This is a genomic window from Desulfitobacterium sp. PCE1, from assembly GCF_000384015.1.
GTDB lineage: Bacteria > Bacillota > Desulfitobacteriia > Desulfitobacteriales > Desulfitobacteriaceae > Desulfitobacterium > Desulfitobacterium dehalogenans.
Window position 1 is genome coordinate 33,279 of sequence record NZ_KB913023.1, and the last position, 26,312, is coordinate 59,590.

Annotated in this window: 21 protein-coding genes; 19 read left to right on the forward strand and 2 right to left on the reverse strand. The window is 45.4% G+C overall.

Annotated elements, in window-relative coordinates; genetic code table 11:
* Positions 1 to 51 precede the first annotated feature (51 nt).
* The 3 genes from nifJ (at position 52) to DESPCE1_RS0100190 (ending at position 5,542) form a co-directional block, all read left to right on the forward strand.
* Positions 52 to 3,582, forward strand: a complete 3,531-nt coding sequence (nifJ, locus tag DESPCE1_RS0100180) for a pyruvate:ferredoxin (flavodoxin) oxidoreductase (protein WP_019849101.1) — start codon at positions 52 to 54, stop codon at positions 3,580 to 3,582.
* A 243-nt stretch (positions 3,583 to 3,825) separates the two neighbouring features.
* Complete coding sequence (locus DESPCE1_RS0100185) at positions 3,826 to 5,217, forward strand: reductive dehalogenase (protein ID WP_019849102.1); 1,392 nt, start codon at positions 3,826 to 3,828, stop codon at positions 5,215 to 5,217.
* Positions 5,218 to 5,230: 13 nt separating this feature from the next.
* A complete protein-coding gene (locus DESPCE1_RS0100190) occupies positions 5,231 to 5,542 on the forward strand; it encodes a hypothetical protein (RefSeq protein WP_014792038.1) in 312 nt (103 codons plus the stop codon).
* Between the two features lie 106 nt (positions 5,543 to 5,648).
* On the opposite strand, the gene DESPCE1_RS0100195 is transcribed toward DESPCE1_RS0100190, so the two are convergent.
* On the reverse strand, positions 5,649 to 6,326 hold the full coding sequence (locus DESPCE1_RS0100195) for a Crp/Fnr family transcriptional regulator (RefSeq protein WP_019849103.1): 678 nt from the start codon (positions 6,324 to 6,326) through the stop codon (positions 5,649 to 5,651).
* 117 nt (positions 6,327 to 6,443) lie between these two features.
* On the opposite strand from DESPCE1_RS0100195, the gene DESPCE1_RS0100200 reads away from it, so the two are divergent.
* The 11 genes from DESPCE1_RS0100200 to rsmI all read left to right on the forward strand — a co-directional run bounded on the left by DESPCE1_RS0100200 (position 6,444) and on the right by rsmI (position 18,888).
* Complete coding sequence (locus DESPCE1_RS0100200; protein WP_019849104.1) at positions 6,444 to 8,516, forward strand: reductive dehalogenase; 2,073 nt, start codon at positions 6,444 to 6,446, stop codon at positions 8,514 to 8,516.
* A 33-nt stretch (positions 8,517 to 8,549) separates the two neighbouring features.
* On the forward strand, positions 8,550 to 9,755 hold the full coding sequence (locus DESPCE1_RS0100205) for an FMN-binding protein (protein WP_019849105.1): 1,206 nt from the start codon (positions 8,550 to 8,552) through the stop codon (positions 9,753 to 9,755).
* A 251-nt stretch (positions 9,756 to 10,006) separates the two neighbouring features.
* Entirely contained in the window at positions 10,007 to 10,489 is a 483-nt protein-coding gene (locus DESPCE1_RS0100210; RefSeq protein WP_019849106.1) for a demethoxyubiquinone hydroxylase family protein, read from the forward strand.
* A gap of 141 nt (positions 10,490 to 10,630) precedes the next feature.
* Entirely contained in the window at positions 10,631 to 12,211 is a 1,581-nt protein-coding gene (locus DESPCE1_RS0100215) for a spore germination protein (RefSeq protein WP_242835347.1), read from the forward strand.
* Complete coding sequence (locus tag DESPCE1_RS0100220) at positions 12,212 to 13,312, forward strand: endospore germination permease (RefSeq protein ID WP_019849108.1); 1,101 nt, start codon at positions 12,212 to 12,214, stop codon at positions 13,310 to 13,312.
* Positions 13,279 to 14,520, forward strand: coding sequence for a Ger(x)C family spore germination protein (locus tag DESPCE1_RS0100225; protein ID WP_019849109.1), 1,242 nt, complete (start codon positions 13,279 to 13,281; stop codon positions 14,518 to 14,520). Before DESPCE1_RS0100220 ends, DESPCE1_RS0100225 begins: the two co-directional genes overlap by 34 nt.
* Before the next feature lie 66 nt (positions 14,521 to 14,586).
* Positions 14,587 to 16,005, forward strand: a complete 1,419-nt coding sequence (locus DESPCE1_RS0100230; RefSeq protein WP_028305408.1) for an aminotransferase class I/II-fold pyridoxal phosphate-dependent enzyme — start codon at positions 14,587 to 14,589, stop codon at positions 16,003 to 16,005.
* A 1-nt stretch (position 16,006) separates the two neighbouring features.
* The gene (locus DESPCE1_RS0100235; RefSeq protein ID WP_014792047.1) at positions 16,007 to 16,855 is read left to right on the forward strand and encodes a DNA polymerase III subunit delta'; all 849 of its coding nucleotides are present in this window, start codon (positions 16,007 to 16,009) and stop codon (positions 16,853 to 16,855) included.
* 13 nt (positions 16,856 to 16,868) lie between these two features.
* Positions 16,869 to 17,717: a stage 0 sporulation family protein gene (locus DESPCE1_RS0100240; RefSeq protein ID WP_014792048.1), complete on the forward strand. Its 849-nt coding sequence runs from the start codon at positions 16,869 to 16,871 to the stop codon at positions 17,715 to 17,717.
* Positions 17,714 to 18,025, forward strand: a complete 312-nt coding sequence (locus tag DESPCE1_RS0100245) for an initiation control protein YabA (RefSeq protein WP_014792049.1) — start codon at positions 17,714 to 17,716, stop codon at positions 18,023 to 18,025. Before DESPCE1_RS0100240 ends, DESPCE1_RS0100245 begins: the two co-directional genes overlap by 4 nt.
* Before the next feature lie 5 nt (positions 18,026 to 18,030).
* Positions 18,031 to 18,888 (forward strand): 16S rRNA (cytidine(1402)-2'-O)-methyltransferase, encoded by an 858-nt coding sequence (rsmI, locus tag DESPCE1_RS0100250; protein ID WP_169314442.1) that lies wholly within the window; start codon positions 18,031 to 18,033, stop codon positions 18,886 to 18,888.
* Between the two features lie 133 nt (positions 18,889 to 19,021).
* Here the strand turns inward: rsmI and DESPCE1_RS0100255 are convergent, their stop codons facing one another.
* The gene (locus DESPCE1_RS0100255; protein ID WP_005815009.1) at positions 19,022 to 19,291 is read right to left on the reverse strand and encodes an AbrB/MazE/SpoVT family DNA-binding domain-containing protein; all 270 of its coding nucleotides are present in this window, start codon (positions 19,289 to 19,291) and stop codon (positions 19,022 to 19,024) included.
* Positions 19,292 to 20,183: 892 nt separating this feature from the next.
* Here DESPCE1_RS0100255 and metG point away from each other — a divergent pair.
* The 5 genes from metG (at position 20,184) to DESPCE1_RS0100280 (ending at position 26,092) form a co-directional block, all read left to right on the forward strand.
* On the forward strand, positions 20,184 to 22,124 hold the full coding sequence (gene metG, locus DESPCE1_RS0100260; protein WP_019849111.1) for a methionine--tRNA ligase: 1,941 nt from the start codon (positions 20,184 to 20,186) through the stop codon (positions 22,122 to 22,124).
* Entirely contained in the window at positions 22,121 to 22,882 is a 762-nt protein-coding gene (locus DESPCE1_RS0100265; RefSeq protein WP_014792052.1) for a TatD family hydrolase, read from the forward strand. Before metG ends, DESPCE1_RS0100265 begins: the two co-directional genes overlap by 4 nt.
* Positions 22,883 to 23,013: 131 nt before the next feature.
* Complete coding sequence (locus tag DESPCE1_RS0100270) at positions 23,014 to 23,901, forward strand: G5 and 3D domain-containing protein (protein WP_019849112.1); 888 nt, start codon at positions 23,014 to 23,016, stop codon at positions 23,899 to 23,901.
* 93 nt (positions 23,902 to 23,994) lie between these two features.
* Complete coding sequence (locus DESPCE1_RS0100275) at positions 23,995 to 25,164, forward strand: 3D domain-containing protein (RefSeq protein WP_019849113.1); 1,170 nt, start codon at positions 23,995 to 23,997, stop codon at positions 25,162 to 25,164.
* Positions 25,165 to 25,375: 211 nt separating this feature from the next.
* Positions 25,376 to 26,092, forward strand: a complete 717-nt coding sequence (locus tag DESPCE1_RS0100280) for an N-acetylmuramoyl-L-alanine amidase (protein WP_014792055.1) — start codon at positions 25,376 to 25,378, stop codon at positions 26,090 to 26,092.
* The last annotated feature ends 220 nt before the right edge of the window (positions 26,093 to 26,312 follow it).

Genomic DNA, 26,312 nt, shown 5'->3' on the forward strand with positions numbered 1-26,312 from the left:
ATTTCTTTTCTAACCCTTTTATTAAATTATCTTTTTAGGAGGATGTACCAAATGGCAAAAATGAAGACAATGGATGGTAACGAAGCTGCTGCACTGGCGTCGTATGCGTTTACAGAAGTAGCAACCATCTTCCCGATCACTCCCTCTTCAACCATGGCTGAATTGGTAGATGAATGGGCTGCCCATAACAAGAAAAATATTTTTGGTCAACCTGTCAAAGTTGTTGAGATGCAATCTGAAGCAGGAGCTGCCGGTGCAGTTCACGGGTCCCTCCAGGCTGGTGCTCTTACCACCACCTACACAGCTTCTCAAGGTTTGCTCTTAATGATTCCGAATATGTATAAAATCGCCGGCGAGCTTTTGCCCAGCGTATTCCATGTTAGTGCTCGTGCTTTAGCTACTCATGCGCTTTCCATTTTCGGTGATCATCAGGATGTTATGTCCGTACGGGCTACCGGTTTTGCTCAATTGTCTTCACATAATGTTCAGGAAGCTTTAGACCTCGGCTTTATTGCCCATTTAGCCACAATCAAAGCCAAAGTTCCTTTCCTTCACTTCTTTGATGGATTCCGTACATCCCATGAAATTCAAAAAATCGAAGTGACAGATTATGATGATGTGGCAAAACTCTTAGACCGTGATGCTCTTCAAGCTTTCCGGGATAATGCTTTGAACCCTGAGCGTCCTGTTCTCCGTGGTACTGCCCAAAACCCGGATGTCTATTTCCAAGGCCGTGAAGTATCGAATCGTTATTATGATGCTGTTCCTGATATTGTAGCCCATTATATGGACGAATATGCTAAGATCACCGGCCGTGAATACCATCCATTCCAATACTATGGTGCTGAAGATGCTGAGCGTGTGATCATCGCCATGGGTTCTGTCTGTGATACAATTGAAGAAACTGTGGATTATTTAGTAGCTAAAGGTGAAAAAGTGGGCGTGGTTAAGGTTCACCTCTTCCGTCCTTTCTCTACCAAATATCTGTTCAAGGTTCTTCCTAAGACCGTTAAAACTATCGCAGTTCTTGACCGGACCAAAGAGCCTGGCTCCACCGGTGAACCTCTCTATCTGGATGTTAAAGATTCCTTCTATAACCATGAATTAAAGCCTGTTATCGTGGGCGGACGTTATGGTTTAGGTTCTAAAGATACGACTCCTTCCCAAGTACTGGCTGTTTACAAGAATCTTGCCCAAGCTGAGCCTAAGAATGACTTCACCATCGGTATCGTGGACGATGTAACCTTCAAATCTTTACCGGAAGATGAAATCATCAACACTGCTCCTGAAGGCACTATTGCTTGTAAATTCTGGGGATTAGGCTCTGACGGTACCGTTGGCGCCAACAAACAAGCGATTAAAATTATTGGTGACCACACCACTATGTACGCTCAAGCTTATTTCCAATACGATTCGAAGAAATCCGGTGGTATCACCATTTCCCACGTTCGTTTTGGTAAAAAACCCATTAAATCCCCTTACTATGTATCCGATGCTAACTATGTTGCCTGCCATAACCAAGCTTATGTTGGTCAATATGATCTGACCAAAGGTCTGAAAAAAGGCGGCTCTTTCGTCCTGAATTGCCAATGGAAGCCTGAAGAATTGGAAGAAAAGCTTCCTGCTTCTATGAAGAAATTCATTGCTAAAAATGATATTAAACTCTACATTATTGATGCAGTCTCTATCGCTCGGGAAATCGGCTTAGGTTCCCGCATTAATATGATCATGCAATCTGCTTTCTTCAAGCTTGCTAATGTTATTCCTGTAGAAGAAGCGATCGGCTATCTCAAGGAATCCGTAGTCAAAACTTATGGTCGAAAAGGCCAAAACATTGTTGATATGAACAATGCTGCTATTGATCGTGGAGTGGATTCCCTGGTCAAGATTGATGTTCCTGCCTCCTGGGCTGATGCTGCCGATGCACAAGCTGAAGCCGCTGCCACTGTGGATCTTCCTGATTATGTGGCTAACATCCAAAATGTCATGAATGCTCAAGAAGGAGACAGCCTTCCTGTCAGCGCTTTCGTAGGCCGTGAAGACGGAACGGTACCTGTAGGAACTACCGCTTACGAAAAACGCGGTATTGCTGTGGTTGTGCCTGAATGGGATGTTGAAAAGTGTATTCAATGTAACCAATGCTCTTATGTATGTCCTCATGCGGCTATCCGCCCATTCTTGCTGAATGAAGAAGAAGTTGCCAATGCTCCCGAAGGCTTCGTGACCAAGAAAGCTCTCGGTAAAGAAGCTGAAGGCCTCCAACTTCGCGTTCAAGTGAGCCCGCTGGATTGCACAGGCTGCGGAAACTGCGCCGAAGTATGCCCAGCTAAAGGCAAGGCCTTGGTCATGAAGGATTCGGCTGAACAAACTGCCGAGCAGGCCGGTAATTGGGAATATGCGCTGACCGTATCCAACAAAGCCGAGCGCTTTGATATTACTACCGTCAAAGGCAGCCAATTTGCACAACCTCTCCTCGAGTTCAACGGCGCTTGCCCAGGATGCGGAGAAACAGCTTATGTTAAGCTCCTCACCCAACTTTATGGAGATCGCATGATGATTGCCAACGCTACCGGATGTAGCTCCATCTGGGGTGGTAGTGCTCCTTCCGTACCGTATACTGTCAATGCTAAGGGACAAGGTCCTACCTGGGCTAACTCCCTCTTTGAGGACAATGCTGAGTTTGGTTACGGTATGTATCTTGGCGTTCGTCAACAACGGGAAAAACTGGTTCTGTTGATGCAAGAAGCTTGCGAAACTGAAATCAGCGGCGACATGAAGGAAGCTTTCCAAGAGTGGATCGCCGGTATGGATGATGCAGATGCTTCTAAAGCTGCAACGGTTAAGGTTCGTGCGGCTCTGGACGCTTACGAAGGCGATAGCGCTTTGATTGCCGATATTAAAGGCAGAAAAGATCATCTTGTTAAGAAATCCCAATGGATCGTCGGTGGAGACGGTTGGGCTTATGATATCGGTTATGGTGGTTTAGACCATGTCTTAGCTTCCGGAGACGATGTCAATATCCTGGTTATGGACACTGAAGTGTACTCCAATACCGGTGGTCAATCTTCCAAGGCTACACCTCGTGCCGCTGTTGCTAAGTTCGCGGCTGCTGGTAAGAAGATCCGCAAGAAAGACCTGGGTATGATGGCTATGAGCTATGGCTATATCTATGTAGCTCAAGTAGCTCTTGGCGCTAATATGGCTCAAACCATTAAAGCGATGAAAGAGGCAGAAGCTTACAAAGGACCTTCCATCATCATTGCTTATGCTCCTTGCATCAACCATGGACTGAAGTCCGGTATGTCGAAGAGCGTTACCGAAGCGAAGAAAGCTGTAGAGGCCGGTTACTGGCATCTCTATCGCTTCAACCCCGATCTTGAAGATCAAGGTAAAAATCCTTTCACCCTCGATTCCAAAGAACCTACAGCTTCCTTCCGTGACTTCCTCATGGGCGAAGTTCGTTACACCTCCTTGATTAACACCTTCCCGGAAACTGCAGAAGAACTCTTTGAAGGTGCCGAGAAATATGCTAAGGTTCGCTTGGATTCCTACAAACGCTTAGCAAGTTACAAATACGAATAAGATTCATGCTATATGGCAAAAAGAGCGGGCTGGTCCCGCTCTTTTTTGATTGATCGGAAAGTATAAGTTTTTAGGGTCTCCCTTTACTTGCACGTTGGTATGATAAAGTATCAGTTTATGGATTTACCTTGCCGAATCTTGAGAAGGTCAGTCCCTTGTACGTATATGTAGTCTAGACTACTTTTTCTATATGTTATTTTAATAGTGTATGGGATTTTTTTCACGTATAAGGAGGTTTTTATAATGGATAGCGAAAAGGAAAATACTCTAGATCAAAAGGAGGAGAAGCGAAGCGTTGGAATAAGTCGTAGGAACTTCTTTAAGGCATCAGGAATTGCGGCTGGAGTAGCTGCTCTGGGGTTGGTCACTAAGAGTCAGCCGGTTTATGCTGGACAGGAGTCAGAATCTGCAATAGTCAATTTTGCAGTCCAAGAAGTCGATCAGTCACCTTATAATTTGCCCCCGTTTGCCAACGCAGAAAATTTAAAGCGTTATGAACTGGGCAAAAATGCCTTCTACAGTAAGGAATTATCAATGGACAAGTTTGGAGGCAACCCTTGGCATATTGAGGCAGAAAAATATATCGTGAAGTTTATTAAAGAAGGCGTTCCTGGTTATTCACTTATGGACAATGCCTTTTATGATGCTGCTTGGGCTAGTTACAAAGGAACACCGCTCTTTTCTTGGGAGCCTCTGGGAGTTAGCAATATAAAAAGAGCTGAAACGGTAGGTAAATGGGAAGCTACCCCGGAGCAAAACAATCGATATATAAAAAAGGTTGCTAACGAATATGGGTCTGGAGACACGGGAGTCGCTGTTTTAAATGAGCAATGGTTCTTAAGCCAAGATGAAAAAGGAAAACCATACGTTTTCTCTACAGAGCATAGCAAGCCTACGATTACTGAAGAAGCCTACTATATCCCCAAAACCATGAATAGAGTCATTGTTATGTTGGCGCCTATGAATCCAAACATGTTAAAGTATGCACCGACGACTTTATCAGAGGCTACCGTAGGAACCGGGTACTCTCAGATGGCTGAAAGCGCAGGTAAGATGGCCGAATTTATTAGGGGCCTAGGTTATAATGCAATCCCTATGGGGAATGACGCTTCCTTAAGTGTACCTATAGCTATTGATGCTGGTCTTGGAGAGTTGGGCCGTCATGGACTTCTGGTACATCCGGAATATGGTAGTTCAGTTCGGATATCTAAAGTATTGACGGATCTTCCTATTGCACCTGATAAACCGATCAGTTTTGGAGCCGCAGAGTTTTGCCGCACATGTATGAAATGCGCTGAGGCCTGCCCTTCTGAGTCTATATCCAAAGACAAAGATCCCTCAGATAAAGTCGCTTGCGCCTCTAACAACCCAGGTATGAAAAAATGGTATGTTAATACATGGACATGCCTGAATCAATGGGTGGAAAATGGAGGGGGATGTAATATCTGTCTATCTGCTTGTCCTTACAATAAACCAAAAACCTGGATTCATGATGTAGTAAAAGGAGTTTCAGCTAAGACAACTGTATTTAATAGTACTTTTGCTACGCTAGATGATGCACTAGGATATGGTACTCATGATAAGAATCCAAAGGAATTTTGGGATTCCGATAAAAATGTCCCTAAATGGTGGTAAGGAGGGTACTATAATGATAGTGTTAACATGGTTAATAGGTATTTTAACAGGGATTGGTTCTTTGGCACTTTACCAAAACATTAAAGCTGGAAAATTAAGTGTGAAAGCATATCAATGGGTTATCATAGCAATATGGTATTTGTCAGGCCTTTTTGTTCTGGGATTTATCGGAACCAGTCTTGCTGAAGGAGAACCTCAAGCTGCCGGAATGGCAACACTGATTTTCGGGGGATTGTTCCTGATTTTCTCCATTTTGGTCTACAGATTTGTCTTTTACAAGCCGGTTCCCGGTACAAGTAAGAATACGCCAAAAGAGGCAGTTTAAAAAAATAAGGGAGGACCAATCGTTGGTCTTCCCCTGTATCGTTTTACAGCTTGCAAGTTCGAATCTTGAAACATATAATATGTGCTTTTTGGTGCTAAAATAGATATTAACAATCCTTTAGAGAGTACATTTGCAGTAATGAAAGGTCATTGATGGTGTACTGATTGCCTCTTACATCAAGCAATCCCATTAGCTTTAAGTTTTTAATTATCTTAACGGTTGTAATCCTATTGATCCCCAGCATATCGCTGATAAATTGCTGACTGGTTCGGAACGTGATTTTAGGATTATCCTTGTCCATTTTGCCTTCATAAAAAGCCAACTCTATAAGGAGATCACATACCCGTGTCTCAGCATCTTTAAAACAAGTATCTTCAAGTTGAGCCACTAAGTTTCTCGCTTTTTTACTTAATGAAGAAAGGATATATAAATTAAATTCCGGATATTTACGCAAGGCCTCCTGGAGATCCGATAAGGTAAGATGTAGTAGCTCTAAATCTTCGATGGCTTCTACGTAAAATCCAGTCTCCCCTTTTTCAAAGATAGAGATATCTCCTACAATATCACCAGATTGAAGGATAAACAGGATTTTTTCGCGTCCTTCCTCAGACATGACGTATTGCTTGGCTTTACCGCTTAATAAGAAGTAAACATCTTCAACCTGATCATCAGCATAAATTAGAATTTCCCCTTGGTTATATCTTATTTTCTTACCCACATGTTGGAAAAAGGCTGGCACCCTATTGGAATCTATATAAGGAAAGTGATTAGGCTTAGCTTCCATATTGGTCAACACCTCGCTTTCCAAAAAAAATCTTCATTATAATTTTACCATATTCTCACCAAAATTTCAGGTGAACCCTAAGTTGGTTATTTCCTTTGGAGATGGGAGGGATTTCTGATGATCATAGAGCATAGTAAGGCGCCCATAGTATTGGCAAAAGATTTTAAGCGAATGCAGCAAAAGGAGATAGTCACCATTCGTGGATTTTGGGATTCGCAAGTCATTCCAATTCGGCAGCGAATAAGGGAAAATAAATACAAACAAGGTGACGGTTCAGAAGGATTTACAGTGATTGATAGAGCACTGAATATCGCTGCCTGGTCAACCTGTTATGAATATGCTCCGAAAAATGAATACGGCTGCGCGAATTCCGGTTTGTATGCCTGGGATGAAGAAAAGAGTCGTCAGAAGGCAACCTTTACTGATTTAAAGGAGGCTTCCCTGATCGTCAAGGATGCTGCTAGGTTCCTGGGTGCGAGTTTGGTGGGTATAGCTGAATACGATCAAAAATGGGTATATTCCACTTGGTACGATTTTTCTACAAAAGAAAGTATTCCTGCCGAGTTTCCGTTTCCAGTTAAGAGTGTTATCGTCATAGCGGTAGACACTGATTATAGGGGATGCCTTACGTCACCCTCCTTAATTTCCAGTGCTGCCACAGGACTTGGCTATTCTAAAATGGCAGAAACAGCTAGAAAAATGGCAACATTCATTCGTATGCTTGGCTATAATGCTATTCCCAGTGGGAATGATACCGCCATAAGCATTCCTCTTGCAATACAGGCAGGACTCGGTGAATTGGGCCGAAATGGAATGCTCATTACCCCAGAATATGGCCCGAGAGTAAGACTTCTAAAAGTATTGACAGATATGCCCTTGCAACCAGATAAACCCATCACTTTTGGAGTGAGTCAGTTCTGCATGAAGTGCAAAAAGTGTGCTTATTCTTGTCCAACGGGTGCTATTCCCTTAGATTCCAAGCCTACAATGTACGGGGACTCTATGTCTAATTGCGATGGGGTATTAAAGTGGTATACCGATCCTGAAAGATGCTATAAATTTTGGGCACTAAACGGAGCAGAGTGCAGTAATTGTATAGCTTGTTGCCCATATAATAAGTGGTCCAGCTGGCATCATGGTTTAACCCAGAGATTGAAAGAATCCATAAGGGACAAGCCCTCCGTGAAGAAGGCTGAGAAGAACGATAGTGGCATAGAGAAGAACACTGTTCCATCAGAGCCAGGAACTTCAATGGCGGACCAATCTTCAAAAAAACGAGAATACAACATAGTTGATTATGCCATCTGTAAAGCAGCAGCGGCAATTAGTGATTATACAGCAAAAGATAACTGCTTCGTAATTCATGAACAAGATTTATGTGAATGGAGTAGCAAACACAATCAGAGTAAGATGAAATTTCAAGACGCTACACAAGCTTCCTATATAGTAAAAAGAGCCGCCATGTTTTTAGGTGCTAACCTAGTCGGCATAGCCGATTATGACAAGCGATACATGCATAGTGGCTTATCCTTCGAGCCTAAAAGTGTGATTGTAATGGGCTTCGTCATGAAAGATGAAACCCGCTATATAAACTCTTCGATAATAGCTACCGCTTCAACGGGCCTTGGCCATTCTCAAATGGCAGGAACTGAAAAAAAAGTCGCAACATTTATTAGGGAATTAGGCTTCAAGGCTAAACCCTGCGGCGATGAAACTGCACCCAGTATCCCTTTAGCAATAATGGCTGGATTAGGTGAATGCGGTAGAAATGGACTACTGGTTACCAAGGAGTATGGGCCAAGAGTTCAGTTGTGTAAGATATTTACGGATCTGGATTTAGAACCCGACATACCAATAGCTTTTGGATTGAAAGATTTTTGTGTTTCCTGTGCCATCTGCTCCGAGGTATGTCCGGCTCATGCTATTTCTAGTTCTTCGAATGGTTCTGAATTTGATAAGAGCGTCGATACCGAAAAATGCTATCGATACTGTGTTGAGAATAATACAAAATGTTATAAGTGTATTATTTCTTGTCCCTACAATAAGTACACAAGTTGGGCTGATGAGCTAACTGAATCTATGGCAAATCTGTCTATGGTTTCCTCAAAAAATAAGCCGGAGCCAGCACTTGGTTTCAAAAAATATATTATTAATGAAAATATTTTAAAAACTTGGTGGAAGAAGGAATAAGTTTTAATATTCGCTAAGGAGAAAAAGTTTAGAATGAAAAAAAAGTATTTGCTATTTATGTCGTTGTTAATTCTTGCTGCCAGTGTAATAGTTTATAAAGTACAGGCAGGTGGAGATTACCTGCCCAAGATGAGAGAAATGGCTGGACAGGGAAGTGAAGTAAAGCAACTCGCAGGAGAGATCTATGAAGCTTCACAACAGGGAGAGATTACTGGTTACTTCAATTTGCAAAGTGCAATTGGCTATGCCGGTCCTGTGGATGTTTTGGTTTTCATCGACAAAGAGGGTCAGCTTAAAAAGCTGGAGATTGTTCAGCAAACTGAGACTCCTTCATTTTTTAATAAAGTTATGTCTGTAGGATTCGTGGATAATATCCTTGGTAAAAAAGCAAATAGCCAATTTGAACTTGGTCAGGATTTAGATGGCGTAACCAATGCCACGTTTACTTCCAGGGCAATAGCCGAAGCGGTACGCAAGGCTTCTCATACGATAGCAATGACTCAATTAAATATGGAGGTACCGCAGACAACTAGTTTGAAACTATCCTTAGAGCATTATTTGCTTTTGGGACTCCTTTTTGCAGTGTTTTTGTTTCAAAAATTCAAACTGAATAAATTAAGGAATGTAACTCTTATCGCTGGTTTCCTCTTAATAGGTTATTGGCAGAAGGCACTTCTTACGTTAGGTAATATTGCCTCAGTAATCTCCGGGAATATATCTTGGCAGAATATGCCTTTCTGGTTAATCTTGCTTATTGGAGTGTTCGCTCTGATCCTCATTACTGGACGCAATCTTTATTGTTATTGGATATGTCCCTATGGAGCTCTGTCTGAATTGTTGGGGGCGTTCGGGAGGTTTAGCCGAACGAGTTACAAGCCCTGTGAAAGAAGTATAAAAAGATTTAAACATCTACGTTTATTCTTAGCCTGGATTGCTTTAGTATTTGCTTTTTTGATGATGAACCCGAGTATCAGCAGCTACGAGATCTTTGCTCCGCTTTTTGCTTGGGAGGGAACTGCAGTCCAGTGGTTAATGCTGCCGGTTATGCTGTTTGCCGGAGTATTCATCTTGCGGATCTGGTGCCGGTTCTTTTGCCCAGTAGGAGGAATTTTGGACTTTTTAGTAACTTGTAGAAGGAGTTGTGTTCAATGGATAGACAGCAAGGTAATGAAAAACAAGTTGAGTCAAAAACAATTGAGACAAATTCAGTTGGAACCCGGCCATCAGGAAAAAGCTTAATCTTTGATGGATTTGTCATGTTCTGTACCATACTCATTCTTATAGCTCTACTCCAGAATGCGGAGCTTTTGTAGACATTAACCGATTATAACTTATCCTACACCGCTCATTAACTTCAGGTATGGAATTTATTCGAAGACAAAATGTCCCAGGGAGTCTGGACCGGAGCTCTTTTCAGAAGAATAATTCTTTCTAAGCGGAGTTAAACTATCAGAAATTGTATATGAAAAAGGCTTCTATAAGGAAGGAAGATGGGCATGGAGCGGGAGGATCTGATACGAAGGCTGAATTGGTTCTACAGCTTAGAGGTGAACCAAGTGGAAGTGTATAAGGCGCAAAGCAAGCAGTTTAAAGATCACTATGCGGGGCAAGTCTTTGAGAGAGTGGTCTCGATAGAACAATCCCATGTAGATAATGTGGCCGGCCGCATTATGAGTTTAGGGGGCAACCCTACACTATTAGGAGAAGTGGCTTCTCCCATCATCGGCATGTCCTTAGGTAATTTAATGTCTTTAACCGGTCTGGAGAGGGCTCTTCAGCTGAATATTGAGCTGGAAAGAAAGGCCATGAGTGATTATAAGAAATTGATTAAAGATTTAGTCGCAGGGGGAGAAGACCCAGGCGGGGAATTCTGTACTCAGCTGAAGCATAATTTCATTGATGAACATCTGCATGCGGCGCTATTCGATACCCTAAGGGAAAACTTAATGGAGGACAAGATTGGAGGAATATAAGACTCTTGCATGAAAATTATTGAATTTAAACTAGGGGAGATAGAACCTGTTTGTTGAGAAGGGGTTCTATCTCCTTTTTCAAATGCTGCATTCGTGTATAAGGGAAAAGCTTTTCGAGGACAATAAGGACATGAGGAGGGGGTGGTATTATTGTCAAAAAGTTTTTTTACCGTAATAAAGGAGCTAACTCAGCGTCCTTATAAGAAAAAAATACGACCTGTCCAGAGGACTCCCATAGATCAAGAATGGGATAAGCCCATTTCTTTTGCACGGATTGAAGAAGAATTAGCCAAAAGCAGTGATATAATTTTTCGGAAGTTCATTTTGCGGGTTAAAGAGGAAATACCCTGTGTGCTTGGGGTAGTCGATGGCTTAGTTGATAAAAATATATTGGATGCTTATGTACTGCGGGCGCTCATGGTCGAGGCCGTCGATGATCCTCTCTTTCAAGCAATGACTTTTGAACATGTCCTTGATGGATTGCTGGATCTTTTTACCCCGACGAATGAAGTGAAGAAGATAAGCCACTTGGGGGAAGCCATTGATGCTATGTTATCCGGGGATGCAGTTCTTTTCCTTGAGGAAGGCCAAGAGGCTCTTGTGATTAGTGCCCGTGGCTGGGCAAATCGAGGAGTAAATGTTCCTCTGAATGAATCCTCCATCCGTGGACCTAAGGAAGGGTTCAATGAAACACTACGAACCAACACCTCCTTGCTAAGAAGGCGAATTAAACATCCGTCACTGCGGCTGGTCTCCATGAAAATTGGGGATCTTTCGAAAACGGACGTGGTGATTGCCTATATCGAGAATATGGCCAATATGGACGTGGTTTCGGAGGTTCTTAGACGACTGAGTCGTATCCAAATCGACGGTATAGTTTCGGGAGACATGCTGGAGGAATTGATTGAGGATCATCCTTATTCTCCCTTCCCTCAGGTCTCTAATACGGAGCGTCCTGACATCGTGGCTTCCGACCTTTTGGAGGGGCGAGTTGCCATTATGGTGGACGGCACTCCTTCCGCTCTGATCGTTCCGGTTACCTTACCCATCTTTATGCAAGTCAATGATGACTATTATCAAAGAGCGATGATTGTTATTATTGTACGTACGATAAGATATTGGGGGGCATTTATAGCGCTTTTGGCTCCTAGCCTTTATATTGCCGTAACCACCTTTCATCAGGAAGTGCTGCCCACGACCTTGGTCTTGAGTATTGCAGCCAATCGTGAAGCGGTTCCTTTTTCTGCTCTTGGGGAGGCATTGCTCATGCTCCTTGCCCTGGAGATCCTTCAAGAGGGGGGACTGCGGCTCCCGAAGCCCATCGGACAGACGATTGGGATCGTCGGGGCTTTGATCATAGGAGACGCAGCTGTTAAGGCTGGTCTGATCAGCCCTATCATGGTTATTGTTATCGGTCTTACAGCAGTTTCCAGCTATACTATTCCCTACTACGACCTGGCGATTGCCATCCGTCTGATTCGGGTTCCCCTGATGATTTTGTCGGGAACGATGGGCTTTTTCGGCCTAGGAATCGGGCTCTACCTTACTATAATCCATTTGCTTGGGTTGCGGTCCTTTGGTACTCCTTACCTTAGTCCTATTGCCCCGTTTAAACTCCGTGCCTTTCTTCAAGATACTTTCGTCAGGGCACCCTGGTGGGCTTCCGGTGATGTACCGGATTTAGTAGATGTTCACGATACTAAGTCAGGGAGGAAAAAATAAGTGGAACGCATATCCACCCATCAATTTACTATATTAAGTGCTGCAGTCATACTGGGGACAACTTATATGGTTGCTGGGTCAATGACGGCGGGAGCAGCAGGAAGGGATGGCTGGATGGCTATCCTGTTCGGGTTTGCGCTGGGGATCCCCCTGGCCTTCATGGTTTTTTCCTTGATGCCCAAATACCCTAATATGAATTTAATAGAGATATCAGAGAAGGTTCTGGGGAAATGGCTCGGTAAGGGGTTGGGGCTTCTCTACAGCGCTGTTATGATCTACTTTGGCGCAATCCTATTAGGTCAGGGAGTGGATATGTATAACCGCAGTGTTCTTCCCCTGATGCCTCAATATGTAGTGATTTTAGGAACCTTCCTTCTTGTTGCCTACCTCTATTTTAGTGGAATAGAGGTCTTAAGCCGCTTTTCAGAAGTTGTATTTCCTTTTGTTTGTTTATCCTTAGTTTTTATAGCATTATCCAGCATCCCTCGCTTTGAGAGAGGGGAGCTTTTTCCCATTCTAGACAATGGAGTCACGCCCTTGATTGAGGCCACGCTGAGAGTCGCGCCTTGGCCTATGGAATATATTCTTTTTTTAGCAGGGCTGTTACCCTTTTTGCCGCGTAAGGCAAAAGATTTAAAAGTATTAAAAAAGGGTGTCCTCAAAGCCTTTTTAATGGTTATTTTGTTAAACACATTGATGGTTATGGTTCAAATCATGACCTTTGGTCCTTTTGAAACGGCCCGCCTTACCTATGGCCTTTTGGTTCTTGGGAACATGATCGAGATCTCCCGGACCATAACCGGAGTTGAGGTGATTTTTACTCTAATCTGGACGGGCGCCTTAACTTTAAAAGTTACAGCTTTGTTTTTTGCAGGAGTATGGGGTATACGAAGTGTTTTTGGCATAAAAAGCCGTAAAGTGGGTGTTATTTTAGGAATTATTTATGTGCTGGTCCCTTTATATGCTTTTACCGGTATCAATGTAGTAGTGGAAATACAGTTAGTAGATGACTATTTAATTCTTCCCTTTACAGTTATATGGGTAGCATTAGTATGGGGGGTGGATCGATGGAAGCGTCGCAAGAAAAGTCTCTCAATTTAAAGCTTTCCGTCGTACTGCTCCTTATTATCAGTATTCTGTTCCTCGGAGGATGCGGTGGGAAGCGTGAAGCCGATGAACTGGCCTATGTGCTGGGTATAGGTATTGATAAAGGAAAGGAAGAGGGGACCTATCTCGTTACCATGCAGACCGCTCAACCTAAAGCGAGCGGAGGTGGGGCCGCAGAGCTTGACAATTGGACAATCAGTGTGGAAACTCCGAGTCTGGCCACAACGACAGAACGGGTGGCTGAAGCTTTTGACAAACAGCCTTTTGCAGGAACAGTGCGGGTCATTGTCATTGGCGAAGATCTTGCTGAATCAGGGATCAATGAGGCTTTAGATTATTTCCAACGCTTTTATGAGTTTCGGAGGACGGTCTATCTTGTCGTCGCCAAAGGAAAAGCTAAAGACATCATGGAGACAGAGCTCCGCACAAGACAGATTCCCAGCTTAAGTTTATTCGATACCATCGAGGGGCAAAAAAGGCAGTCGGTTTTCCCTATAACTCGTTTAGGGCATTATCTGACGGTTTTAGGGCGGGAAAGCCAGAATCCTCTTATTCCTCTGGTTGAGAGTATCAAATCGGGGGAGCATGGATTATTCTATCCTGATGAAGGAGCGCAAGAAATCCTCATTCATGAATCGGCAGTATTTGATGGCGGAAAATTACTGGCGACTCTTAACGACCAAGAAACAAAGGGCTATCTCTGGCTGGATGACGAGATTCAAAGCCGGATTCTTGAGAAGGGAGATGGAAAGGGTCTCAAAGTGACGGCCTGGGTCTTGAGCTCTAAAACAAAGTATAAGGTCGAAAACATCGAGGGTAAAATGGGGATTCGATTCATAATTAAGGCCGAGGTTGCAATCAATGAAATCATGGGGACGCATGAACAAATGAATACCAAACGTTGGCAGCAATTTGCTGAAGAATTAAAACCCCTATTGGTTCAGGCAATTCAGGAAGAATGCGAAGCGGCTGTGGCGAAAAGCGAAAAGCTTAAGCTGGATTTTATCGGGATTGGACGAAAGATAGAAATTAAAAAACCAAAGTACTGGAAAGAAATCAAGGGGAGTTGGCCCCAAGGGATTGCAGATATTCCGGTAGCTTATGATATCGAGGTTTGTATTAAGCATGCGGGGCTGGCTCGCAATTCACCGGTAAGCCCTCAAGAAAATGGAGCGAGTGGAGGCTCCCATACTCTTCAATAGGTGCTTCAATGGAAATATTATGATATAATGATGTGTATTACCTTTGTCAACCCTGGAGGAGAGAATGTGTTGTATTTAGGCCATAAATTGTTGCAGTATGAGGCTCAAAGGCTGATTTCCTTTCATACTCCAGGACATAAAGGGAAATCGGAATTTTTTACGGATTTGCATTTTCCCGGTCAGGATCTTACAGAACTGCCGGGCTTGGATATGCTGCACTCCCCCGAAGGAGTGATTGCTCAGGCTCAAGCCCGGGCTGCCGCTGTGTATCAAAGTGATGCCAGTTTTTACTTAATCAATGGGGCAACAGTGGGCAACCAAGGGATGTTCATGGCTTTGGCCGGTACCGGGAAGCGAGGGGAGAGCCTTCAGGGATCCAGGGTTTTGGTGGAGAGGCAATCCCACCGCTCCGTGTTGTCGGCCTTGGTGTTATCAGGATGTGAACCGGAATATATTCCCAGTGTGATTCATCCGGAATTCAGACTGCCCTTGGGATTAAAATCCATAGATGAAGTGGATTTGGGTGAATTTCTCGGGGTTCATCTGACTTATCCCAGTTATTATGGAACATTGCCGGATTTAGAAAAGATAGCAACCCAGAGAGATGGCCAGGCTCCTCAAGTGAGTATTTTGGTGGACCAGGCTCATGGTTCCCATTATTTACATGAACTCTTCCCCAAGGGGGCCCTGGAATATGGGGCGGATCTGGTGCTGTGCAGCACTCATAAAACCTTAAGCGCCTTGACTCAAGCGGCTATGCTTCATGTAAAGGGATCGCGGGTTCCCCTGTCCGCTATTAAGAAGGCTCTTGAACTTCTGCAATCTTCCAGCCCTAGCTATCTATTGATGGCCTCCCTGGAAAGGGCTGTCGAGCATGCTTTAGAAGGCAGACGCTGGGAGCTGCTTTATGAAGCGGTACAGGAACTCCATCGCCGTGCAGGTGGATCTTTACGGATATTAAACCCTCAGGATGTGGGGACTTACGGGATTGCCAAACTGGATTGGACGAAGATCCTCATCAATACCAAAAGACTGGGAGTTTCGGCCCCCTTTTGTGTAAAGCATTTACGCAGGAATTATGGAATTGACCCTGAATTATGGGATGACGAGAATATTTTATTTCTGTTAGGGATTGGCAATACTCCCGAAGAGGTGGAGATCCTGACCAAGGGTTTATTAAGCTTAGAGGGCTTAAGAAAGGGCATTACGACATCTGCTGAGGAGATAGCTTTCGAAATGCCTTTACCCCCCGGAAGACTTACTCCCCGCCAGGCCTATTTCGCCCGGAAGCGCAAGATCCCCCTTGAGGAGAGTGTGGGTAAAATATTGGGTGAGAGCATTTCCCCTTACCCTCCAGGTATCCCATTGATCGTTATGGGAGAGGAGATGACTCCTGAGATCCTAGAGCTTCTGACCCGGCATAGGGGACGCTGGCAAGGCTGGGAGGATATTGGCCGAGAAGTCTGGATTGTTGAGGAGGTTTAATGTGAACGTTGCACTTCATCTTATCGAAAAAGCTGCTCGGGATGGGCGGCTTGCTCACTTGCTTCTCTTTCATGGAGGGAGTAGTCCGGAGAGACGTAAGGCTGGTCTAGAGATTGCCCAGAGGATGAATTGCACTTCGGATCAGGAGGTGCCCTGCGGACACTGTCCTTCCTGCAAAAAGATTCTTTCCGGGAACCATCCGGATGTGGAGGTGGTCAAGCCTGCCAAGATGTCCATGGGGATCGAACAGGTTCTGGACTGGCAGGAGCGGGTATACCGCAAGCATTATGAGGGAAAATATAAAGTCTTTATCCTTGAAGAGGCTGATAAATTAACCATTCCCGCAGCTAATGCTTTGCTCAAGGTCATTGAAGAGCCACCGGAAAGGACCATTATCATTCTAAGCGCTCAGAATGCCGAAGTTCTCTTACCTACTATTCAAAGCAGGGCCCAGGCAGTTTATTTTCCCTTCCGAGGGGAGAAGGAATGGCTGGAATCCCTTGATGAATCCATAGATTCCTGGGAAGCCCAAGAGGCTTTTCGCTTGAGCAGCCATAATCCTGAATTGGCTTACGAGATTTTGACGCTGGGAGTAGAAAAGGTTAAGGAGTGGACTCAGGGATTCGAACAGGCTGTAGAGGACGGGGATTTTCTCAAGCTTTTCCCTCTTTTCCCTCTGGAGAAAAAAGAAGCTGAGATCTATTTACATATCTTGGCTTTAGGGGTAGCTCGAAAACATAAAGTCAATCCACAGGCTATGTTGGCGATCGGTCAAGCTATAGATCAAATTCAAATGCAGGCTAACCCCAGATTAGTCATAGAAGGATTAGCCTTAAAATTATTCCGGTAAGGAGGGAATCAGAATGGTTGAGGTCGTGGGGGTTCGCTTTAAGCGAGCAGGTAAAATATATTATTTTTCTACAGGGGATCTTGCCCTGAATGCCAATGATAAGGTGATCGTGGAAACCGCGCGGGGAGTCGAGTATGGAGAATGCGTCCTGGCACCCCGTCAGGTATCAGAGGAAGACGTGGTCATGCCTTTAAAACCGGTTATCCGCAAGGCTACTACTGAGGATGAACTGATCGTTCAGGCCAATCAAAACAAGGAGAAGGAAGCCTTTGACATATGCCTGAGAAAAATAGGAGATCATCAGCTGCCCATGAAGTTGGTGGATGTGGAATATACTTTTGACGGGAACAAAATTATCTTTTCCTTTACTGCAGAAGGTCGGGTGGATTTCCGGGAGTTGGTTAAAGACCTGGCATCGATTTTTCGGACCCGCATCGAACTTCGCCAGATTGGTGTTCGGGATGAAGCCAAAATGCTGGGAGGTATCGGCTCCTGTGGCAGAGTGCTGTGCTGCTCCAGCTTTTTAGGGGATTTCGAGCCTGTATCCATTCGCATGGCCAAGGATCAGAAGCTCTCTCTTAACCCGACGAAAATATCAGGGATTTGTGGACGCCTTATGTGCTGTCTGAAATATGAGAATGGGGCTTATGAAGAGTCTCACTGCAAAGATCAGTGCGGAAAACAATGCCATCAAAGGGAAGAAGACATCCTGGTTCTCAGCGAGGATTCGGTGCTCAAAGCTTTGGAGGATCAAGAGCTTAAGGAAGAACGTGGTCCTGCCGTAGCGGCCGCCGGCAAAGGGCGTCAAGAAGGACGCCATAAGAAAGGAGAAAAGAACAGAGGAAAGAGTGAGAAGGTATGAGTCAATTAACCCAGGCCTTAACGGAAGTGGAGGAGAAGCTTAACTCCTTGATTGAAGAAGTGCAGAGTTTGCTGCCCTATGTTAAAAGCCTGGAAGAAGAGAATGCCAGGCTGAAGCGTGAGCTATGTGCCCTGCCGGAGAAGGAAAGGTCACGGGTCATTGCTAATGCTGAACATATTCAGGGCGTTGCCCATGATAACCTGGAACGCCTCTATCAAGAAGGGTTTCATGTCTGTCATCTTCATTTTGGACAGCCTTTAGAGGAGGGTGATTGTCTCTTCTGTATGGGCTTTTTACGCAAAGATTGAGTAAGATGGGAGCGGTTCTTTTGGCTACGGTTCAGAGAGGCACCCTTTATATCTGCGGGACACCGATCGGGAATCTGGGGGATATCACTTTGCGAGCCTTAGAAGTGCTTAAAGATGTGGATCTCATTGCGGCGGAGGATACCCGTCATTCACGAAAGCTGTTGGATCACTTTGGAATCACCACGCCCCTGACCAGTTATCACGAACATAATGAAAAAGGAAAAGCTCTGGAACTGGTCAAGAGATTAGAGCAAGGGGAAGCCATCGCTTTGATTTCGGATGCGGGAATGCCGGGTATATCGGATCCGGGTCAAGAAGTTATTCAGCTTTGTTTGGAGAAAGGAATACCCTTGGATGTTTTACCAGGAGCCAATGCCGGACTGACGGCCTTGCTCCTTTCAGGTATGCCTAATGATCATTTCTTATTTCATGGTTTCTTGCCCTCCCAATCCGGTGCGCGCAAGAAAGAATTACAGAGTTATGCCCAATTGCCTTTTACTCAAATTTTCTATGAAGCACCCCATCGCTTAGTAGCAACCTTAGGAGACTTATTGGAGATTTTCGGAGACCGGGAGACGGCTGTGGTCCGGGAGATTACGAAACTCCATCAAAGTGTCCATAAGGGTGCTTTGAGTACCCTTATCCATGAATTTAAGGTCACTTCCCCCCGAGGGGAAATTTGTGTGTTGACTTCACCCTATGTTCCTGCCCCGCCTGTGGGAGGGGAACAGGAATGGCGTGAGGAAGTGGGGGCGCTCACTGAACAGGGGATGAAGCCCAATGATGCCATGAAAATGGTTGCCCAAAAGTATGGAGTGAGCAAGAGGGAGGTTTACCAAGCAGTTCTCTCAAATAAGGATTGAGAGACCGGCATTAGGTAAAAGAACTTTAAGAAAATGTAGAAAAAGCGCATAAAAAGGAAAAGAAGGCTTTACGCCTTCTATTATGTAGAATTATAATTTCCAATGAGGTAGCTTCTATCTGTCTTAGGTGAAATTAAACGGCTTCGGGTTGGTTGCCGGATGCAGCTTCGCCCATGGCAGTGGCGCATTCACGGCAGACATTTTTCCCACGGAAAATCTGAACATCTGTGGCATTATTACAAAATACACAAGCAGGTTCGTATTTTTTGAGAATGATCTTTTCTTGGTCTACATAGATTTCCAGAGCATCCTTTTCATCGATTCCCAGGGTTCTGCGTAATTCGATAGGTAATACCACCCGACCTAGTTCGTCTACTTTTCTTACGATACCGGTTGATTTCATGACTAGTCCTCCTCTAAACTACATCTTTCGACACAATGTAACACCCTTATGATACCAATGGTACCATTTAAAGTCAATGATTTTTTGTAATAAAAATGGAATTTTTTTCAGAATATTTCTTATCCTATGGATTAGTATCTGTAGACGGCGGAGGACGAAAAAGTTGCTGGGGCGTGTAGCTTTACGCACAACGCTCAGTTAATAGCTCCAGGGCTGGTCAACCCCCTTTCTTAACTGCATCTGCGGCGGATAAGCATGCTTTGGGGAATGCCGCCTTGAGCGAAACTGTCCACCGGACACTTTCGGCGCCAAACCTCCGGGTAATACCTGAGGTGAACCGGTGGCTCCGCTATGTTAAGAAAGCGACCTTGACCCGACCGCCCCTCCGCTAAAATCCTTCGCTTTTGTGCGCAAAGCTACGCTTGCGGGTCTTTTTCAGCTTTTCTTTTGAGGCGTTTTATGAGCCTCTTGCGAGTCTTTGTCCGGGTAAGAAATATCCTGAAAAGATATTTGAAAAACCACCCAAGGATTTTGCTTTAAGGCAGAGAACGGATTCTAAGCGAGCAGGTAAGCAATCTTCGCGAAAAGACCGCAGCGGAGTCGGGTTGGAAACAGGACGTTTCCAACCGCCCATTGAGCAGGAGCGATTTGGGCGGGCACCCGACGCAGCGGAGGTCTTGAGCGATTAGATTGCTCCGCGCAGCTTATGGAGTGAACGCCAAAAGCAAAATCATGGAGAATCAGCTTTCAGTTTTTTCGGCTCTGACTCTGCACAGAAACTTTCTGCAGAGAGGTTTGCAGGGGTTCCTTCTGGATGATAATATTAATAAGCAGGACAGCTGTAAACAGAACAAACTGCGGTGGCCTGTCCTGAAAGAGAGGAAGGTTAAAATTGAAATATTACATTACAACACCGATTTTTTACCCCAATTCCAGCCCCCACATTGGGACGGCTTATACTACCGTAGCCGCTGACACCCTTGCCCGCTATCATCGGCTTAAAGGACATGATGTGTACTTTCTGACCGGTACCGATGAGAACGCCCAGAAGATTGTTCGTACGGCTGAAAGCCAGGGAATGGATCCCTTGGCTTATGTGGATGGGGTGGTGGACCGGTTTAAAGCCTTATGGGTAGAGCTGGATATCACCTATGATGACTTTATCCGGACGACCGAAGATCGTCACCATAAGGTGGTTAAAAAGATTTTTACCAAGCTTTATGAGCAAGGGGATATTTATAAATCAGAGTACGAAGGCTGGTATTGCACACCCTGTGAAACTTTCTGGACGGAAAATAAGCTCATCGACGGAAAATGCCCGAATCCTGACTGTGGACGGGATGTGGAATTGCTTAAGGAGGAAAGCTATTTTTTCAAGCTTTCTAAATATCAGGATGCTCTTTTAGGCTATATCAAGGATCATCCGGATTTTATTCAGCCTGCTTCCCGACGCAATGAGATGGTTAAGTTTATCGAGGGAGGATTGGAGGATCTGTGCGTTTCCCGTACTACCTTCCAATGGGGAATTCAGGTTCCTTTTGATCCCAAGCATGTGGTCTATGTCTGGCTGGATGCCCTCATCAACTATATTTCCGCTTTGGGGTATCCCGACGGGGAGTTGTATCAGCGTTATTGGCCGGCGGAAGTTCATCTGATGGGCAAGGATATTGTCCGCTTCCATGCTGTGATTTGGCCGATTATTTTAATGGCTTTAGGAGTCCCCCTGCCTAAAGTGGTCTATGGCCATGGTTGGTACCTCAGTAAAGAAGGGGGTAAAATCTCTAAGTCCCGGGGGAATGTTCAAGATTCTTTCGAGTTGATCCGGCGTTATGGCTCCGATGCCATTCGTTATTTCTTACTGAGGGAAATGCAGGTAGGGACCGATGGCGCATACTCGGAAGATGCTTTGGTGGAACGGTTAAACAGTGATTTAGCCAATGATTTGGGAAATTTCGTTTCCCGCAGTCTGGCGATGATCGTAAAATACCGGGGCGGTGTGATACCTAAGGCCGGCGAACCCACGGAGCTTGAAGCAGAGCTTAGGGCTTTGGGGAATGAGGTCATTGCTAAAGTGGAAGAGCGACTGGAGGCTCATGATCCGGCAGGGGCTCTGGAAAACCTTTGGCGCCTGGTCTCCCGCATGAATAAATATGTGGATGAGACCGCTCCCTGGACTCTGGCCAAGCAGGAGGATCAGAAGGCCCGTCTGGACACAGTACTCCATACCTTTGCTGAGGCGATTCGGATCCTGGGTATTCTTTGTGCACCCTTTATGCCCAAGCTTACGGCGAAGATGTTCCAGCAATGTGGAGTCGGTGAGGAAATGCTCGCTTGGGAAGATGCCAAACGGTGGGATGTTTTAGGAGAAGGGATTCAAGTGAAACGGGGAGAGGCTTTGTTCCCCCGTATTGATATGGCACAATTTAGTGTTGAAGAGGAGAAAGCACCTGTGAGCGAAGTCGAAACTCAAAAAATCGAAGAAAATAAAGTGGAATTTGAACCGATAAAAGAAGAAATCTCCATCGATGATTTTGCCAAAATTGACCTTCGGGTGGCTAAGGTTCTCCACGCTGAAAAAGTAGAAAAAACCGATAAGCTTTTAAAATTGGAAATCGAGGTAGCAGGCAAACCCCGCACCATCGTCTCGGGAATTGCTCAGCATTATGCACCGGAAGATTTAGTGGGCAAGCATGTGGTCATCGTAGCCAACTTAAAGCCGGCGAAATTACGGGGAATCACTTCGGAAGGGATGATTCTGGCAGCTTCCCATGAAGGAGTTCTGGAAGTCCTGACCTTGGATAAGGAACTTCCTGCAGGTGCACGGGTTAAATGATTTGGGATACACACGCCCATCTGGATGATCCCCGCTATGAAGGGGATTTCCAGGGGGTTCTGGACAATATGGCCCAGGCCCAAATTACCAGGGTCACCAATGTAGGGTATGACTTGCCTTCTTCGGAGCGCTCCGTTCGCTTAGCCCATCACTATGATGCCATTTATGCCGCCATAGGGGTTCATCCCCATGATGCTCAAGGGGCAAGGTCAGAAACCTGGAAACGTTTGACTCAGCTGGCTCAGGAAGATAAGGTCATCGCCTGGGGTGAAATCGGGCTGGATTATTATCGTGATCTCTCTCCGCGCAAAGTTCAGCAGGAGGTGTTTATCCACCAGATTGAATTGGCAGATCAAGCAGGGCTTCCCATCATTATCCACAATCGGGATGCTCATCAGGATCTTTTAGACATCGTGAAGGCCCATACCCCGAAAAAGGGTGGAGTGTTCCATTGCTATTCGGGATCCTGGGAAATGGCCAAAATTATCCTTAACTTAGGATTTTATCTGTCTTTTGCGGGCCCCCTTACCTTTAAAAATGCACGTCATACGGTGGAAGTGGCTGAGAAGGTCCCCCTGGACCGTTTCCTGGTCGAGACGGATTCTCCCTATCTTACACCGGAGCCTTACCGCGGAAAGCGGAATGAGCCGGCTTATGTGCGGCAGGTGGTGGAGAAGTTTGGGGATATTCGGGGTCTGGAGGCCGAGGAGGTCGCAAGACTGGCATTTGAGAATGGGAATAGGCTGTTTGGGCTGTAAGATTAAAAGCACAGCATGAGCTGGATATAATAGCAAGAGTCCTGGAGGATGTCTCCGGGATTTTTGCTTTCTATGCTACAATGTTCTTTTTTTTCTTTGGTTAACATACCTTTTTAGCAGGGGGGAATAGTATGTATTCATTACCTATAGCTACCTATACGGATTATTGGCGTTCAGCGAAAAATCGTAGTCTGACCATGGGGGGGACGTTGGTGCTGGCAGGAAGTACGTTGCTCTATGCTCCAGCGGATGCCTTTCCCAAAAGAATCGAATTGACACTTCCTGTGTTCGAAAGAAACAATCCAGCCCTATCTCCTATACCCGACGCCCCAGCTTTGGGAAGGGAGGGAACCCTCCTGAATCCGGAGGGGACGGTTCTTTCTTCGGAAGGGGAGATAGGGGCTGCCGAGGGATCTGTGACGGAGAGTGTCCATGGGGATGGGGAACCGCTCATTCCCACTATCGGTGGTCAAGTGGCCATGACCTATCGTATCGAAGATGTGGAAATCCCCATCAGTACAGAGTATATTGAGTCGAATAATATGCTTCCTGGTACGAGTCAGGTTCAGGAAGAGGGCCAGGTAGGTATGGAGCGCCATGTTATCCGTACCACCACCGTAGGGGGGGAGATTAACGATGAGCTCATCATTCATCGATTTGAGCTCAATGCCCCGAAGAAAAGGGTGGTAATCCAGAATACAAAGCCTGTAGAACGGGAGGATGTGGATCTCAGCCAGTACAGTATCGTCAAGACCTTTGAGGTGGAAGCTACGGCCTATACCTATACAGGCAACGCGACGGCGACGGGAGTTTGGCCGCGAGAAGGGTTGATTGCGGTGGACCCGCGCGTGATTCCTTTAGGGACTGAAGTTTATGTGGAAGGGTATGGCTATGCCATAGCTGCTGATACGGGAGGGGCGATTAAAGGCAATATTATTGATGTCTTTTTTCCAAGTTTACAGCGATGTATTCAATGGGGAAGAAGGCCGGTAGTTATCCATATACTGGGAAATGCATAAGAAAATGGGAAATATAACCAAAAAGCTTTGACAGATGAGGGAGATTTGGTTAAAATGATGGGGTAGGTCAGAGTTAAATTATGGAGGGATGAGATGTCAGAGAAGACACGAACTTCGGTTTTTTCCTTAGTTCGTAGCTCCCGTAAAGCCCAAATCTCCGTTACGTTACTGACTGTAGTATTCATCGTAGCATCAGTATTTTTGTTGAAAGCCAAGACCATCACCGTTGTGATTGATGGAGGAACACAGAGCCTCACAACCCTCTACTCAACTGTCGGTGCAGCCCTTGAGCATTCAAAGCTTGGTATTTACCCTGAGGATATCGTGAAGCCGAATCGCGAGACGGGAATCACGAAAGGATTAGAAGTTAAGATTACGCGAAGCCTCCCTGTGGAGTTGACTGTGGATGGACAAGTGTATCCGGCTCGGACTCCCGCATCTACAGTGGGTGAGGCCCTGGTCGATTTATCAAATCGTTTGGGATTGGATCTCAAGGTAACGGATGAGGTTAATCTCCAGCGGGAGGCTATGCTAGTAGCCGATGCTAAACTTGAAGTCCGGCGGGCAGTTCCCATTAAGGTCAAAGTAGATGGTAAGGAAATCGATACATATTTGGCCCCGAGCACAGTAGAAGAAACTTTAGAGAAGCTTGATATTGTTTTAAACGAAAAGGATAAGGTATCTCTACCAATGAATCAAATGATAGAGGCCGAGGACGAGATTCAAGTGGTTCGGGTAGAGGAAAAGATTGAGACAATGACCAATGACATTCCCTATCAGACGGTTGCTCAGCCGGCGGATTTTCCAGTGGGATTGCCGGATAAGGTCGTGACAAAAGGAATAAACGGCCAGCATGAGCAAACTATGAAGATTACTTTGGAAGATGGGGTAGAGGTTGCACGAGAGGTCTTGAAGCAGGAGGTTTTACGAGCTCCTGTGAATCAAGTAGTTTCGAGAGGATCACAGACCACCATTTCCCGTGGTGGCAAAACCATTGAATTTAAGCGCGCTTATGTGATGAGAGCTTCCGCCTATTCCGGCGGCGGAAGGACAGCAACAGGACATGAAACTCGCTACGGGGTTATTGCCGTAGATCCGCGCGTTATTCCTTTAGGAACAGAAGTTTATGTGGATGGATATGGTGAGGCAGTCGCACTGGACACCGGGGGTGCGATCAAAGGAAACCGGGTTGATTTATATATGAATACGGAGGATGCCTGCTGGTCTTGGGGCGTTCGCTCCGTAGTGGTTTATGTAAGATAAGACAAGATTAAGAGGCAATACATAAACCATTCCATAACAAGGAAAAGAAAAAATGAAAGTGACCTACACAACTTTCGAGATTAACATATAGAGTTATCAAACCATGAGGTTCTTCGAAATAAAAGCGAAGGGCCTCATTTTTTTATCTCCTGCATCATATTATCTATAGGAAACCGGCTTGCAGTTGCAAAAAAATCAAGGGGGGAGCGGATTGCGAAGACCCGTAGTGATTCCTGGCAAGCAGACTCAGGGCATGGCGGTAATTATCGTCTTGACCGTGATGCTTGGATTAGTCCTTTCTGTATTTTATCAAGGTTCTGCAGCAGTTCTGGGACCTCTTGAAACAAAGGCTAAGGTTGTGATTGATGCAGGCCATGGTGGATATGATCCGGGAGCGATCACAAAGCAAGGAATCTATGAAAAGGAAATAAATCTGGAAATGGCCAAGCGTGTCAAGGAGCTGCTGGGGCCTGCCGGTATCGAGGTTATTCTGACCAGGGAAGAGGATATTGATTATGTACCAGAAGGGGTCCGGGGCAGGCAGCCCAAGAAACAGGCCGATCTTAACTATCGTATCGCCCTGGCCTCACAAGCAGAGGCCAATGCTCTGATCAGCTTACATCTGAATGCCACACCCTCAGGGCGAAATACCGGTGCCGAAACCTTTTATTATTTTAACTCTGAAGAGGGTAAACGCTTAGCGGAAACGATTCAGCAAGAGCTTATTAAGGTTCCGGGAATGAATCGCAGGATTGCCAAGCCGGGGGATTTTTATCTTATTAAAAACGCTCCCATGCCCGCTGTAATTGTAGAATTAGGATATATCAGCAATCCTAAAGAATTTGCCAGACTACGGCAGCCCTGGTATCAGGATCAGTTGGCCCAGGCTGTGGCTAAAGGCGTGGCTAATTATTTCGGCTTGCCTTAAGGCTACCCTATCCTGCTTTGAAAAAGATCGGAAAGCTAATTCTTCAGGATTTTGCTTTCGGCGTTCACTCCATAAGCTATGCGGAGCAATCTAATCGCTCAAGACCTCCGCTCCGTCGGGTGCACCTGCGCCGCTAAGTAGTCTCTGTGGAGTGGCGGCTTGGGCGAAACCCTCGCCCGGGTTTCGTGGCCAAATCGCTCCTCGAAAGCACTGCTTTCGC

Coding starts and splice junctions, on each gene's coding strand:
- DESPCE1_RS0100205 (WP_019849105.1), top strand. CDS start 8,550: ATGAAAAAAAAGTATTTGCTATTTATGTCGTTGTTAATTCTTGCTGCC.
- DESPCE1_RS0100265 (WP_014792052.1), top strand. CDS start 22,121: ATGATTTGGGATACACACGCCCATCTGGATGATCCCCGCTATGAAGGG.
- DESPCE1_RS0100240 (WP_014792048.1), top strand. CDS start 16,869: ATGGTTGAGGTCGTGGGGGTTCGCTTTAAGCGAGCAGGTAAAATATAT.
- DESPCE1_RS0100200 (WP_019849104.1), top strand. CDS start 6,444: ATGATCATAGAGCATAGTAAGGCGCCCATAGTATTGGCAAAAGATTTT.
- DESPCE1_RS0100255 (WP_005815009.1), bottom strand. CDS start 19,291: ATGAAATCAACCGGTATCGTAAGAAAAGTAGACGAACTAGGTCGGGTG.
- DESPCE1_RS0100185 (WP_019849102.1), top strand. CDS start 3,826: ATGGATAGCGAAAAGGAAAATACTCTAGATCAAAAGGAGGAGAAGCGA.
- rsmI (WP_169314442.1), top strand. CDS start 18,031: ATGGGAGCGGTTCTTTTGGCTACGGTTCAGAGAGGCACCCTTTATATC.
- DESPCE1_RS0100270 (WP_019849112.1), top strand. CDS start 23,014: ATGTATTCATTACCTATAGCTACCTATACGGATTATTGGCGTTCAGCG.
- DESPCE1_RS0100190 (WP_014792038.1), top strand. CDS start 5,231: ATGATAGTGTTAACATGGTTAATAGGTATTTTAACAGGGATTGGTTCT.
- DESPCE1_RS0100210 (WP_019849106.1), top strand. CDS start 10,007: ATGGGCATGGAGCGGGAGGATCTGATACGAAGGCTGAATTGGTTCTAC.
- DESPCE1_RS0100225 (WP_019849109.1), top strand. CDS start 13,279: ATGGAAGCGTCGCAAGAAAAGTCTCTCAATTTAAAGCTTTCCGTCGTA.
- DESPCE1_RS0100275 (WP_019849113.1), top strand. CDS start 23,995: ATGTCAGAGAAGACACGAACTTCGGTTTTTTCCTTAGTTCGTAGCTCC.
- nifJ (WP_019849101.1), top strand. CDS start 52: ATGGCAAAAATGAAGACAATGGATGGTAACGAAGCTGCTGCACTGGCG.
- DESPCE1_RS0100195 (WP_019849103.1), bottom strand. CDS start 6,326: ATGGAAGCTAAGCCTAATCACTTTCCTTATATAGATTCCAATAGGGTG.
- DESPCE1_RS0100245 (WP_014792049.1), top strand. CDS start 17,714: ATGAGTCAATTAACCCAGGCCTTAACGGAAGTGGAGGAGAAGCTTAAC.